The organism is Streptomyces sp. MAR4 CNX-425 (assembly GCF_048656465.1).
In the GTDB taxonomy this organism is placed as follows: domain Bacteria; phylum Actinomycetota; class Actinomycetes; order Streptomycetales; family Streptomycetaceae; genus Streptomyces.
On sequence record NZ_JBMDLF010000013.1, the window covers coordinates 28,368 to 41,384 of the forward strand.

11 protein-coding genes are annotated in these 13,017 nt (G+C 76.2%); 4 read left to right on the plus strand and 7 right to left on the minus strand.

Annotation, left to right across the window (positions count from 1 at the left end; translation table 11 throughout):
* Window positions 1–98: 98 nt before the first annotated feature.
* The 7 genes from ACHZ99_RS29250 to ACHZ99_RS29280 form a co-directional block, all read right to left on the minus strand.
* A complete protein-coding gene (locus ACHZ99_RS29250) occupies window positions 99–1,379 on the minus strand; it encodes an MFS transporter (protein ID WP_420307816.1) in 1,281 nt (426 codons plus the stop codon).
* On the minus strand, window positions 1,376–1,864 hold the full coding sequence (locus ACHZ99_RS29255; protein WP_420307817.1) for a MarR family winged helix-turn-helix transcriptional regulator: 489 nt from the start codon (window positions 1,862–1,864) through the stop codon (window positions 1,376–1,378). Before ACHZ99_RS29255 ends, ACHZ99_RS29250 begins: the two co-directional genes overlap by 4 nt.
* 202 nt (window positions 1,865–2,066) lie before the next feature.
* Complete coding sequence (locus ACHZ99_RS29260; protein ID WP_420307818.1) at window positions 2,067–3,056, minus strand: ABC transporter permease; 990 nt, start codon at window positions 3,054–3,056, stop codon at window positions 2,067–2,069.
* Complete coding sequence (locus ACHZ99_RS29265; RefSeq protein ID WP_420307819.1) at window positions 3,053–4,723, minus strand: sugar ABC transporter ATP-binding protein; 1,671 nt, start codon at window positions 4,721–4,723, stop codon at window positions 3,053–3,055. Before ACHZ99_RS29265 ends, ACHZ99_RS29260 begins: the two co-directional genes overlap by 4 nt.
* Window positions 4,724–4,730: 7 nt before the next feature.
* Window positions 4,731–5,762, minus strand: a complete 1,032-nt coding sequence (locus ACHZ99_RS29270; protein WP_420307820.1) for a sugar ABC transporter substrate-binding protein — start codon at window positions 5,760–5,762, stop codon at window positions 4,731–4,733.
* Window positions 5,759–6,571 carry an SAM-dependent methyltransferase gene (locus tag ACHZ99_RS29275; RefSeq protein ID WP_420307821.1) on the minus strand — a complete coding sequence of 271 codons (813 nt, stop codon included), beginning with the start codon at window positions 6,569–6,571 and terminating at the stop codon, window positions 5,759–5,761. Before ACHZ99_RS29275 ends, ACHZ99_RS29270 begins: the two co-directional genes overlap by 4 nt.
* A gap of 105 nt (window positions 6,572–6,676) precedes the next feature.
* Window positions 6,677–7,489: an SDR family oxidoreductase gene (locus tag ACHZ99_RS29280; protein ID WP_420307822.1), complete on the minus strand. Its 813-nt coding sequence runs from the start codon at window positions 7,487–7,489 to the stop codon at window positions 6,677–6,679.
* A 79-nt stretch (window positions 7,490–7,568) separates the two neighbouring features.
* Here ACHZ99_RS29280 and ACHZ99_RS29285 point away from each other — a divergent pair, with 79 nt between their 5' ends.
* From ACHZ99_RS29285 to ACHZ99_RS29300, 4 genes are all read left to right on the plus strand, one after another.
* Window positions 7,569–8,549: a sigma-70 family RNA polymerase sigma factor gene (locus tag ACHZ99_RS29285; RefSeq protein ID WP_420307823.1), complete on the plus strand. Its 981-nt coding sequence runs from the start codon at window positions 7,569–7,571 to the stop codon at window positions 8,547–8,549.
* Window positions 8,550–8,934: 385 nt separating this feature from the next.
* A complete protein-coding gene (locus ACHZ99_RS29290) occupies window positions 8,935–10,740 on the plus strand; it encodes a bifunctional metallophosphatase/5'-nucleotidase (protein ID WP_420307824.1) in 1,806 nt (601 codons plus the stop codon).
* Between the two features lie 38 nt (window positions 10,741–10,778).
* The gene (locus tag ACHZ99_RS29295) at window positions 10,779–11,246 is read left to right on the plus strand and encodes a protein-tyrosine phosphatase family protein (RefSeq protein WP_420307825.1); all 468 of its coding nucleotides are present in this window, start codon (window positions 10,779–10,781) and stop codon (window positions 11,244–11,246) included.
* Window positions 11,247–11,322: 76 nt separating this feature from the next.
* Window positions 11,323–12,963 (plus strand): gamma-glutamyltransferase, encoded by a 1,641-nt coding sequence (locus tag ACHZ99_RS29300; protein ID WP_420307826.1) that lies wholly within the window; start codon window positions 11,323–11,325, stop codon window positions 12,961–12,963.
* The last annotated feature ends 54 nt before the right edge of the window (window positions 12,964–13,017 follow it).

The window sequence follows — 13,017 nt, forward strand, 5'->3', positions numbered from 1 at the left end:
CACCCGCCGACCCGGCCGACCCCGGCACGTGCGCACCGCGCAGCCGTCGCTCCGCGGTGCGAAGCCAGGCGCCTCCGGACTGCGGGGCGTGGCCACGTTCAGGGTCCCGACGGTGGGGGTGTGCGGTAGGCGCGGAGGGGGGCGTTGGTGGCGGCTACGGCGGCTATCGCCGCTACGGCGGCCAGGCCGCCGGTGACCAGGGAGACGGTGGCCGAGGTGGCAGAGGCGACGAGGCCGCCGCGGAAGTTGCCGAGTTCGGGGCCAGCCACGCCGATGACGTGCTCCACCGACGAGACCCGGCCCCGGTAGGCGTCCGGGGTTTCGAGCTGCACCAGGGCGCTGCGCGTGACGACCGAGACGGTGTCGGCCGCCCCGGCGACGGCCAGGCAGGCGAGGGCCAGCCAGAGAGGGCCGGCCAGGCCGAAGCAGGCGAGGGCCAGGCCCCAGAGGGCGGCCGCGGTGAGCTGGACCAGGCCGCCGCGGCGCCAGCGGGTGACCGTGCCGGAGAGCAGGCCGGCGGTGATGCCGCCGACGGCGACGGCCGAGAGGAACAGGCCGAGGGTCTGCGGGTCGCCGTCGAAGCGGGCCTCGTTGACCAGGGGGAAGAGGGCGATCGGCATCGCGAGGAGGGTGGCGGCCAGGTCGGTGGCCAGCGAGCCCCAGAGCGTCCGGCGGCGCAGGACGATGCGCCAGCCGCCGCGTTCCGCCCGGCGCCTGCCGCCGCCGCTGCTGCTCACACCGCTGCCGCCGCTGCCGCCCTTCGGCCGTACGCCTTCGGGGGGCATCGGCGGCAGGCGGAAGACCGCGAGCACCGCGATGGCGACGGTCGCAGCCTGGGTGGCGTACGCGGCGGGGAAGCCCCAGCGGGCGATGATCAGCCCGGCCGCCGCGGGCCCGGCGAGCATGGCGGCCTGGAAGGAGACGTTGCTCAGCGCGAGGCCCGCCGCGACCTGGTCGGGCGGCAGCAGGCGGACGGGGAAGGTGCGCCGGGCGGGGGCGCCGAGGGCGGCGCAGGCGGTGCTGAGGGCGACCAGGGCGAGCAGGAGGAGTACGTTCCGGTTGTCCATGAGCGCCTGGGCGCACAGCGCGCCGGCCGCGAGCAACTGGCCCGCGGTGGTGGCCCGTACGAGCGCGCGGCGGTCCACGGTGTCGGCCAGGGTGCCGCCGAGCAGGCCGAACACGATCATCGGCAGGCCGGTGGCCAGTCCGATGGCACCGGTGCCGACCGGGCTGCCGGTGAGGTCCCAGACCTGGGCGAGGACGGCCACGCCCGTTATCTGGGCGCCGAGTTGGGAGGCGGACGTGCCGATCCACAGCGCGCGGAACGGCGGACTGCTGTGCAGCGGGCGGGTGTCGAGGAAGCGGATCCGCCGCTTCACCGGGGTGGCTCGACGAGGTGGCCCTCGATGCGTTCGCGCATCGAACGGTGTGCCAGCGCCTCCCGTACGTCCCGCACCACCGCCGTCATCGCGTACGGCAGCTGGGCGTCCAGCTCGGCGACCGTCGCGTGGGTGGCGCGCCACTCCGCCTCCAGGAACGGCACGAGCGCCCGGCCGCGCTCGGTCAGGTCGATCCGCCGGGTGCGGGCGTCGGGCCCCGGCTCGGAGGTGACCAGGTCCTCCTTGCGCATCGCGGCGACGGTCTGGCTGACGGCGGAGTGCGAGCGGTGCAGGGAGTCGGCGAGTTCGCGGATGGTCAGCGGTCCGGTGTGGGCGAGGCGGATGAGCGGGTACGCGAAGCGGGGTCGTACGCCCTTGATGCCGCGGTCGGCGTAGACCTGCTCGATCTCGGCGTCGAGGGAGGCGAGGAGGGCGTGCAGCTCCTGCCAGGGGTCGGGGAGCTTGGTGGGGTCGGTAGATGTCACAGCGCTAATATAACAGCGCTGTGATAAGCGCGGCCGCGGGCAGGTCGTTCGTGCGTACGGGCGGACGGGGCGGCGTTGTCGGAGGGGGCGCGTAGCCTTGGGCGGGAGTGCGGGGGACGTGTGGCCGGGGGATATGGCGGCCGGGGTGCCGCAGCGGCGGGAGCGGCTGGAGGAACGGGTCCAGGGCCACCGCGCCGGCGGCTCAGCGTCGGGAGCGGCGGAGGAACTGGTCCAGGGTCACCGCGCCGAGGATCAGCAGGCCCTCGATCGCCTGCTTGTACGTCGGGTCCCACCCCAGCAGGTTGAACCCGTTCGAGATCAGACCCAGCAGCAGCACCCCCATCAGCGTCCGCCAGATCGCGCCCTCGCCGCCCAGGATGCTCGTGCCGCCGATGATCACCGCCGCGATCGCGGTGAGTTCCAGGAGCGTCCCCATGTTGGCCTGCGCCGAGCCGCTGCGGGTCGCCATCACCAGGCCCGCCAGCCCCGCGCAGGTGCCGCTCAGCGCGAAGGTCACCACCCGTACGACGTCCGTCCGGATCCCCGAGAGGCGGGCCGCCTCCGGGTTGCCGCCGATCGCGTAGATGCTGCGGCCCAGCGTCGTGCGGGACTGGAGGACCCAGAAGACCGCCGCCACCGCGAGCAGCAGCAGCGACGGGGCCGTCAGGTCGGCGAGGACCGTGGGGCTGCTCAGCTCCGCGAAGGAGTCGAGCTGGTCGGCGTGGGGGTAGACGATCGCGCCGCCGGTGAGGATCACCGCCAGGCCGCGGTAGACGATGCTCAGCGCCAGCGTGGCGATGAACGAGTGCACCCGCGACAGCACGGTGACCAGCCCCGTCGCCGTGCCCATCAGCGCCCCCGTCGCCACCGCCGCCGCGTAGCCCGCCCCCGGGCCCGCCGCCCGCGTGATCTCCACGGCGGCGATCGCGCTGACCGCCAGGACGGCGCTCACCGACAGGTCGAACATCCCGCAGGTGATGCAGAGCGTCAGCCCGCAGGCCAGCAGCCCGATCACCACCGCCTGGTCGACCACGTTGACGAGGTTCCCCGAGGTCAGGAACGTGTCCGTGGAGAGCGAGAGCGCCACGGCCAGCAGCAGCGGCGCGGCCGCGATGCCGTAGTCGCGGATCTCCAGCCCGCTGCGGGTGCCGGGGCCGGGTCGCGGCCACCCGCCCTTGAGCGCAGCTTTCACCGCAGCCCCGCCAGCGCCAGTACGTCCCGCACCCCCGCCGTCCCCCGCGCGAACTCCCCCGCCACCCGCCCCTCCCGCATCACCAGCACCCGGTGCGCCAGCCCCAGCACCTCGTCCACGTCCGACGACGCGACGAGCACCGCCACCCCCTCCGCCGCCGACTCCGCCAGCAGCCGGTGGATCTGGCTGCGCGCCGCCACGTCCACGCCGCGCGTCGGCTCGTCCGCCAGCAGCAGCCGCGGGCGGCGTATCAGCCACTTCCCGAACAGCGACTTCTGCTGGTTGCCCCCGGACAGCGTCCACGCCGGCCGGTCCAGCCCGGCGCCGCGGATGTCGAGGCGGTCGGCGGCCTCCCGGGTCGTGTGCCGCTCCGCGGACCGTCGTACGAAGCCCAGCCGGCGCCGGTCCGCCAGGCTGGCCAGCGCCAGGTTCTCGGCGGTGGACCGGACGAGGACGAGCCCCTGGTCCGCGCGCGACGCCGGGATCAGGCCCGCGCCCAGCGCCATCGCGCCGGTCACGCCGGTGACCCGGCGGCCCGCCACGGTCACCTCGCCGCCGTCGCGGCGGTCCGCGCCGAACACCGCACGCAGCGTCTCCGTACGGCCGCTGCCCGCCAGCCCCGCCAGCCCGACGATCTCGCCGGCCCGCACCTGAAGGCTGACGTCCCGCACCGTCCTGCCCCGCGACAGCCCCCGCACGGCGAGCACCACCGGCGCGTCCGCCCGCACCGGCGCGGGCTCGGGGTACAGCGTCGCGACCGGCATCCCCACCATGTCGCGCAACAGGTCGCCGGGCGTCGTCCCCGCCGCGGGCACCGTCGTCACGTGCCGCCCGTCGCGCAGCACGGTCACCGTGTCGCAGGTGGCGAGCACTTCGTCGAGGCGGTGCGAGATGAGGACGAAGGAGATGCCCGAGTCCGCCGCCAGCCGCCGTACGGTCGCGAGCAGCCGGGCGGCGTCGGCCTCGGCGAGCGCGGCGGTCGGCTCGTCGAGGACGACGAGGCGGGCGCCGTGCGCGAGGGCGCGGAGGAACTCGACCCGCTGGCGGGCCGGGAAGGGCAGGTCGCCCACGCGCGCGTACGGATCCGGGGCGTCGGCGGCGTACGGGCCGCCGGTCTCCCCGGCGGTTTCCCCGGCGGCGGGGACACCGGCGGCTTCCCCGGCGCCGGTCTCCCCGGCAGCCGCCTCCTCGGCGGCCCCGTGCGGATCTCCCCCGTCGCCGTACGGCTCGGCCGTCCACCCGGCCCGCGCCACCAGCTCGCCGTACCGCCGCCGCTCCGCCGCCCCGTCCCGCAGCCCGAACCGCCCGGCCCGACCGGCCCGCCCGAACCGACCGGTCCGCCCGGCCCGTGTCCCCGACCCCGTGCCGAGCAGCACGTTGTCCAGCACACTCAGCCCGGGCACCACCGCCCCCTCCTGCGTGACCAGCACGATCCCCGCGCCCAGCGCGTCCCGCGGCGTCCGGATCCGGGCCTCCCGCCCGTCGATCAGGACCCGCCCCCGGTCCGCCCGCGCCGCCCCGCACAGCACCCGGGCCAGCGTGCTCTTGCCGGCCCCGTTCTCGCCCACCAGCCCGTGCACCCGCCCCGCGGGCAGGCTCAGCGACACCTCGCGCAGGACGGGCGTACCGCCGTAGCTCTTGCCGATGCGGTCGAGGGCGACGTCCATCGCTCCGTCACTCGTCGTACTCGCCGGTGATGCCGAGCGACGTGATCTCCTTCTTCGTGTACACGCCCTCCTTCTCGGCGGCGAGCGACGCCATGTCCGTCGCCGCGGGCACGTCCTCGCCCCGCGCGTGCGCCATGCCCAGCTCCACGGCCTTCGCGCCGGACGTGGTCACCGGCAGGTACGGAATGCCGTACCAGCGGCCCTCCTTCACCGCCGACACCGCCTGCCGCGAGGCGCCGTTGCCGACGTACGTGATGTCCTTGCCGTCCGCCGCCTTCTCCGCGCCCAGCACCGCCTGCGAGGAGCCGATGACGACGTCCACGCCGGGGTGCGCCTGGAGCACGTCCTGCATCGCCGTACGCCCCGACTCGCGGGTGTAGCCGCCCTCGACGCGCGCGACGACCTCGATCCCGGACCCGGACTTCAGCGTCTCCACGACGGCCTCGGTGCGCGCGTTGTCCAGCGGCAGCGCCTTCAGCCCTTCCAGGTACGCCACCTGGCACGGCTCCGCGCCCCCGGACCCGCCCCGGGCCTCGCACGCGCCCGTGCCCAGCTCGCCGAGCCGGCGCCCGTTCTCCACCGGTACGTCCACGAGCGAGATCGCCCCGTCGACCTGCGGCTCGGGGGTGTCGTACGCCGTGCCGACCGGCGTGAACTGGACCACCACCGAGATGTCCTCGCGGATCGCGCTGCGCACCGCCGGGACGACCGAGGCGCCGTCGACGGCCTGGACGACGAAGACGTCGAAGCGCTGCGACGTGATCGCGTCCTGCATCTGCTTCACCTGGGTCTGCGCGTCGAACTCAGCGTCGAAGAACTCCGCCTCCGTGCCCTCCTTCTCCGCCTGCTCCTTGACCCCGTCGAAGGTGGCGACGGTGAAGGAGTTGGCCTTGGTGAAGCCGAAGAACGCGACCCCCTCGGGGGTCTTCTGGCCCCCGCCGCCCTTCTTCCCGTCGTCGCCCCCGTCGTCCTCGTCCGCGCATCCCGCCGCCAGCAGTGATAACAGCAGCGCCGCGGCCGCAGCCGACTTCCTGATCACGCTTTCCGCCCCATTCCCACGTAGAACCACTCTCCGCCCGGACGCCTGCGGTCCAGGTCTCCGTCCGGCCGCCACTCGTTGACCCGGGTCACCCCGGGGTCCAGCACCTCGAACCCCTCGAAGAACCGCGCGACCCCGGCGTGCGAGCGGTGGATCAGCGGCGCGGTGGCGTCGTCGTACACTTCCCTCGCCGCCGCCCCCACCTCGGGGTGGGCGTCGTCGGTGAGGTGCGAGACCGCGAGCATGCTGCCCGGCGCCAGGGGCGCGGTGAGGGTGCGTACGACACCCCACGGGTCCTCGTCGTCGGTCAGGCAGTGCAGTACGGCGATGCACAGCACCGCCACCGGCTGCGATAAGTCGATCAGCTGCCGCACGTCCGGGTGCGCCAGGATCCGCTCGGGCGCGCGGATGTCCTGCTGGACGACGGTGATGGTGTCGTCCAGCATCCGCAGCGCCTCCGCGTGCGCGCGCACCACCGGGTCGTAGTCGACGTAGACGACCCGCGCCCCGGGGTCGTACCGCTTGGCGACCTCGTGCACGTTCTCCTGGGTCGGCAGTCCCGTGCCGAGGTCGAGGAACTGCCGGATCCCCTGCTGCGCCGCGTGCCGTACGGCCCGGCCCAGGAAGCGCCGGTTGGCGACGCAGATGTCCCGGCTCGGGCCCAGGGCCATGATCTTCTCGGCCGCCTCCCGGTCCACCTGGTAGTTGTCCTTGCCGCCGAGGTAGTAGTCGTACATGCGGGCGGCGTTGGGGATGGTGGTGTCCACCCGGCGGAGCGCGGGGTTCTCAGCGGGGTTCTGTTCGGTCACTGCGAACCTCCGATGGGGACAGAAGGGCAGGAGGGGGCCAAGTGGGCGCACAGTAGCAGCACTTGATCCCGGCTCTCCAGGGAGGGGGTGGCGGGCCGGGGCCGGTCAGGGCTTCGCCGTCTGCTCCGCCGTCCGCTCCGCGAGGAAGTCCTCCCACGTAAGGCGCCCCACCGCGTGCTCCGGGGCCAGGTTGGCGCCGGCGCGGAACGCCGCCGCGGCCCGGCCCGGCAGCCGCGTCGGCAGGATCGGGCGGCGGCGGCCGGTGGCCCGGAGGTAGCCGCGCAGCAGGTCCCTCATCTCGTACGTGCGCGGGCCGCCCATCTCCGCCACGAGTCCCGCGGGCCCGGCCAGCGCCAGCTCCGCGAGCCGTTCGGCGACCTCCGCGGCGGCGATCGGCTGGATGCGGAAGCCGGCCGGCGCCGGGAGCACCGGCATGCGGGCCATGGCCCGGGCCGTCGTCAGCGTCAGCTCGTGGAACTGGGTGGCGCGCAGCGTCGTCCAGGGCAGCCCGGACTCCTCGACGACGCGTTCGGCGGCGCGCTTGGCGGCGACGTACCCGAACATGGCGCGGTCGAGGCGGCTGACGACGGGGGTGCGGTCGGCGCCGACGACGGAGATGAAGACGAGGTGCGGGCGCCCGGCGGCGGTGGCGGCGTCGACGAGGTGCCGGGCCTTCACGTCGTCGCCCTTGGCGGTGCCCGCGCAGTGGACGATGATGTCCGCACCGGCGACCGCCTCGGCGGTGCCCTCGCCGGTGCCGAGGTCTCCGGTGACGTACTCGACGCCCTCGGCGCCCTCGGCGGGGTCGTGGGCGTGCCGGCTGAGGACGCGCAGCTCGGCGCCCGCGGACCGCAGCCGCGGTGCGACGAGGCGCCCGAGCGTCCCGGTGCCGCCGGTGAGCAGAACGACTGATGACATGATCACTCCAGGGTGTTCAGCACTCGCAGGTCGGATGGGGTGTACTGCGAGGACCCCCGGCGAGTGAGGGATGTGACGGATGGACGGGCACGAGTTGCCGGCGGAGCGGCCGGACGACCTGCTGGCGGCGCGTTTCGAGGCCGAGCGGAGCCGGCTGCGGGCGGTCGCGTACCGGATGCTGGGCTCGGCCGCCGAGGCCGACGACGCCGTGCAGGAGACCTGGCTGCGGCTCAGCCGCTCCGACGCCGACGCGATCGAAGACCTGACGGCGTGGCTCGTCACGGTGGTGTCGCGGATCTGCCTGAACATGCTGCGGTCCCGCGCGCACCGGCGGGAGGAGCCGCTGGAGGTGCGCATGTCGCCGTACGGGGACGGGGGCGGACCCGGAGACAGCCCGGGCGGCCCGGGTCCCGGCGCCCGGGATCCGGAGGAGGAGGCGCTCCTCGCCGACTCCGTCGGGGTGGCGCTGCTCGTCGTACTGGACACGCTGGCGCCGGCGGAGCGGCTGGCGTTCGTGCTGCACGACATGTTCGCCGTGCCCTTCGACGAGATCGCGCCCCTGGTGGAGCGCACCCCGGCCGCCGCCCGCCAGCTCGCCAGCCGCGCCCGCCGCCGCGTCCGGGGCGGCGCCCCGGCGGGCGGCGGGTCCGGCGCCGCGCCGGGGCGGGACGCGGCGCGCAAGCGGCGCGTCGTGGACGCCTTCCTCGCCGCGACGCGCGGCGGGGACTTCGAGGCGCTGGTCTCCCTCCTCCACCCCGACGTCGTCCTGCGGTCCGACCGCGCGGCGGTGCCGACGCCGGAACCGGTCGAGGTCCGCGGCGCGACGGCGGTGGCGAAGGGCGCCATGGCCGCGGCCGGGCGGGCGCGGTTCACCGGGCCCGCGCTGGTCGACGGCCGGATGGGGCTGGTCATGGCGCCGCTGGGGCGGCTGCGGCTGGTGCTGAGCTTCACGGAGGCGGACGGGCTGATCACGGAGATCGACGTGATCGCGGACGCGGAGCGGCTGCGGGGGGTGACGCTGGCGGTGCCGGAACGGGACCTCCCGGACGCGGCGGAGTGACCGCACCCCCCGCCCCCGACCCCGCCCCTGGCCCGGGCCCGGGCCCCGGGGGAGCGGGTCATCGCCCCGGGCCCCCTGCCCCGGGGTGGAGACCGGGCCCGGGGATCACCCGGCCCGGTTGCCGTGCCGGGCCCCGAGCTTCCGTGCCGGGTCTCGTTCCCGTGCCGGGCCCCGCGCCGTTGTCCGCCCCCGCCCCGGCCCCCGGACGGCGGCCCGCCCGGACGCGTACGTACGCCCCGGGCGCCCCGAGCGCACGTCCCGCGCGCGCCGCCGCGCCCCGCCCCCGAAACACCCGCCCTCCCAACGGGTGAAGCTCCCCGCTCCCCCGGGTGGCACACCGCCCACCGCCCCACCCGGCGCCCCGCGCAGCCCTACGGTGAGCGCCATGTTGATCTTGAAACACCGGTCGGCGGCCCGCCGCCGGCGCTCCCTCGCCGCCGGCGCCGCCGCGCTCTTCGGGCTCTCCCTGCTCTCCTGGACCGGCGCCACTGCGGCCCCGCAGCAGCCCGCCGCCGCGCAGCCGGGCCCCGTCCCCGTCCAGCTCCTCGCGCTCAACGACCTGCACGGCAACCTCGACCCCGTCGACGGCCCCGCCGGCGCCGTCTCCCGGGTCACCGGGTCCGGCGAGGTCGTCCGCTCCCAGGCCGGCGGCGTCGCCGGGCTCGCCACGCTCCTCAAGGACGCCCGCGAGGGGCAGCCGAACACCCTCACCGTCGGCGCCGGCGACCTCATCGGCGGCAGCCCGCTGCTCTCCGCCAACTTCCACGACGAGCCCACCGTCGACGCCCTGGAGGAACTCGGCCTCGACGTCGCCTCCGTCGGCAACCACGAGTTCGATGAGGGCCCCGACGAACTCCTCCGCATCGCCCACGGCGGCTGCCACCCCGCCGACGGCTGCGCCGTGCCCGGCGAGCCGTACGACGGCGCCGACTTCCCCTACCTCGCCGCCAACGTCACCCGCAAGGGCAGCGCCGAGCCGCTGCTGCCGCCGTACTGGATCAAGACGCTGCCCGGCGGGGAGCGCATCGGCTTCATCGGGCTGATCACCCAGCATGCCCCCGACGCGATCTCCGCCGCCCGCATCCGCGACGTGGAGTTCCACGACGAGGTGGAGACCGTCGACCGCTACTCGCGCGAGCTGACCGGGATGGGCGTCGCGGCGCAGACCGTCGTCATCCACGAGGGCGGCGCCCACGGCGGCAGCGTCCCGTACAACGAGGACTGCGACGACGGCGGCCCGGGTGCGAAGCTCGGCCAGCCGATCCGTGCGCTCGCCGAGTCCTTCTCGCCGGACGTCGACGTGATCGTCAGCGGCCACTCCCACGAGCCGTACGTGTGCACCGTCCCCGACCCCGCCGGCGACCCGCGCGTCGTCACCCAGGCCGCGTCCTTCGGCCGCACGTACACCGACCTGCGCTTCGCCCTCGACCCCGGCACGGGCGACGTGCTCCGCAGCACGGTCGAGGCCGCCAACCACCCCGTCTCCACCGCCGCCCCGCAGGACCCGGCGATGGCGAAGCTCGTCGCCACCTGGCGCGAGCGCTCCGCCGAGCTGGAGAACAAGCCGGTCGGCTACATCACCGACGACCTGCCCGGCCGCGGCTCGACCGCGCCCGAACGCCCGCTCGGTGGCGTGATGGCGGACGGGCAGGTCGAGGCCACCCGCGGCAACGGCGCGGAGATCGCCATGATCCAGCCGGGCGGCATCCGCGCCGACCTCACGTACGCGTCGTCCGGCGACGAGGGCGACGGCGTGGTGACGTACGCGGAGGCGTTCCGCGTCTCGCCGTTCGAGACCGGGCTCGTGACCATGACGCTGACCGGAGACCGGCTCGTCGAGGTGCTGCGGCAGGGGTTCTCCGGCGCCAACGAGGACCGGGCGCGGTTCATGCAGCCCTCGGCGGCGCTGTCGTACGCGGTCGATCTGCGGCTCAGCGGCGGGGCCCGGCTCGACGCGTCGAGCGTGCGGGTCGCGGGCGAGCCGGTGGTGGCCGACCGGGAGTACCGGGTCACCGTCAACGAGTTCCTCGCCGAGGGCGGTGACGGGTTCACGGCCTTCAAGGAAGGTACGGACCGGCAGAGCGGCGGCATGACGGACACCGCGGCCCTCGTCTCGTACCTCCAGAACGCCAGCTCGCCCGAGGCTCCGCTGGCGCCGCCCGCGCCGGCGCGGATCGAGGTCAGGGAGTAGCCGGTGCGCCCCGGGTTCCCGCGGCTACGCTCACCGGTATGAGCGAGTCGCGGGAGACCTGGCAGCCCACCGCCCCCGGGGTGCTGCGGCTGCCCTCCGGGCGGTACGTGCGCGGGCGCGGCCTGCGCCGCCCCGCGCCGGAGGCCGCCGGCCCGGACCCGGAGCTGGGGCTGTACCTGCTCGGCCGGACGCCGCCGGCGGTGGCGTGGGAGAGCCGGTGGGTCCGGTGGCCCGACTTCCGGCTGCCCGCCGACCGCCCGGCCGCGGAGGCGGCGCTGCGCGAGGCGTGGGAGCGGGCCGGGTCGGAGCGGGTCGAGGTCGCCTGCGGCGGCGGAGTGGGGCGTACGGGGACGGCGCTGGCGTGCCTCGCGGTGCTGGACGGGGTGCCGGCGGGGCGGGCGGTGTCGTACGTACGGGAGCACTACAACCGGCGCGCGGTGGAGACCCCGTGGCAGCGCCGCTACGTGAGCCGCTTCCTTCAGGGCCGGGACGCGCGGACGGGGTGACCCGCCGGGCCCGGCCACGGGACCCGGGGCCGGACCGGGCATGGATCTCCCGCCCGGCCGGACGGATACTCGCCCCATGGCCGAGACGTACGAGACCCGCCCCCCGGCACCCGCCGAACAGCAGCGCCCGCCGCGCGCCCCCGTGCTCGCCGCCGGCGGCATGGCCGCGAGCGCGCACCCCGCCGTCACCTTCGCCGGTGCCGCCGTGCTGCGCGACGGCGGCAACGCCGTGGACGCGGCGCTGGCGATGGCCGCGACGTCGTGGCTCGCGCTGCCCGGGCAGTGCGGCGTCGGCGGCGACGCCTTCGCCGTCGTACGGGAGCCGGACGGCCGGGTGTGGACGGTGTGCGGCAGCGGCTACGGGCCGGACGGCGGCGACCCCGGCTTCTACGCCGACCGCGGCCACACCGCCGTCCCGCTGACCGGGCCGCTCTCCGTCGCCGTACCCGGCGCGCCCGCCGCGCTGGCCGCCCTGCACGCCGCCGGCGCCACCCGCGCGCTCGCCGACCTCTGGGCCCCCGCCGTCCGCGCCGCCGAGGAGGGCCTGCCGTGCACGGCGAAGACCCGCCGCGACATCGCGGAGGAGGCCCGGCTCCTCGCCGCCGACCCCGACGCGCTGCGGAACCTGCTGCCCGGCGGCCGCCCGCCCGCCGTCGGCCACCGCCTCGCGCAGCCGGACCTGGCGGCGACGATCCGTACCCTCGCCGACGACCCCGCGGCCTTCTACACCGGCGCGTTCGCGGAGCGGGCCGTGGCCGCGCTGCGCGCCGCGGGCGCGCCGTTCAGCGGCGAGGAGTGGGCGCTGACCGGCGACGTGTCCCCGGAGCCCGCGATCAGCGCCGCCTACGGCGGCCGTACCGTCCACCAGACCCCGCCGCCCACCCCCGGCTGGATGGTCCTTCAGCAACTCGCGATATCCGACGGCACGCTGGGCGGCCTCCCCCCGCTCGGCGCCGACGCCGTGCACCTGCTGGCGTCGGCCGCCCGGCTGTCGTTCGCCGACCGGGTCGGGCGCTGCGCGAGCGACACCGGGGTGTGGCGGGAGACGCTGACACCGGCCGCGGTCGCCGCCGCGCGCGAGCGCGTCGCGCGCGGCGCGGCGCCCGCGGGGGCGGCGGGGCGGGCGGACGGCGACACGACGTCGATGGTCGCGGTGGACGCCGAGGGCCGCGCGGTCAGCTACATCCACTCGCTCGCGTTCGCGTTCGGCTCGAAGACCACCGTCCCCGGCACCGGCGTGCTCCTCAACAACCGCCTGGGCCGCGGCGCGTACCTCGTACCCGGCCACCCCAACGAGGTCCGCCCGCGCCGCCGCCCGCTGCACACGCTCAACGCCTGGCTGGTCACGGACGCGGCGGGCCGGCTGGAGCACGTCGGCAACACCCCGGGCGGCGACGGCCAGGTGCAGTGGAACACGCAGCTCGTCTCGCACCTGGTCGACCACGGCCTCGACCCGCAGGCGGCGGTGGAGGCGCCGCGGTTCACCGTCCACCCGGGCAGCGACGCGGACGTCGTCGGGCAGCCGGAGGAGCTGCGGTGCGAGTCGCGGCTGGGCGCCGCGGTGCTCGCGGGGCTGCGGGAGCGGGGGCACGCGGTGGCGGACGCGGGGCCGTGGGGCGGGGGCGGGAGCGCGATGGTGGTGTCGGTGGACGCGGCACGCGGCTGCCTGCTGGGCGGCGCGGACCCGAGGCAGGACGGGGTGGCGATCGGCGTCTGACCGCGCGGTACGACCCGGCCGCGCACCCCGCGACGGCCCCGCCGCCGGGCGCGC

What these genes read in the sequence shown, in the direction of transcription:
- ACHZ99_RS29290 (WP_420307824.1), top strand. Translation starts at nt 8,935, where the DNA reads ATGTTGATCTTGAAACACCGGTCGGCGGCCCGCCGCCGGCGCTCCCTC.
- ACHZ99_RS29280 (WP_420307822.1), bottom strand. Translation starts at nt 7,489, where the DNA reads ATGTCATCAGTCGTTCTGCTCACCGGCGGCACCGGGACGCTCGGGCGC.
- ACHZ99_RS29300 (WP_420307826.1), top strand. Translation starts at nt 11,323, where the DNA reads ATGGCCGAGACGTACGAGACCCGCCCCCCGGCACCCGCCGAACAGCAG.
- ACHZ99_RS29285 (WP_420307823.1), top strand. Translation starts at nt 7,569, where the DNA reads ATGGACGGGCACGAGTTGCCGGCGGAGCGGCCGGACGACCTGCTGGCG.
- ACHZ99_RS29265 (WP_420307819.1), bottom strand. Translation starts at nt 4,723, where the DNA reads ATGGACGTCGCCCTCGACCGCATCGGCAAGAGCTACGGCGGTACGCCC.
- ACHZ99_RS29295 (WP_420307825.1), top strand. Translation starts at nt 10,779, where the DNA reads ATGAGCGAGTCGCGGGAGACCTGGCAGCCCACCGCCCCCGGGGTGCTG.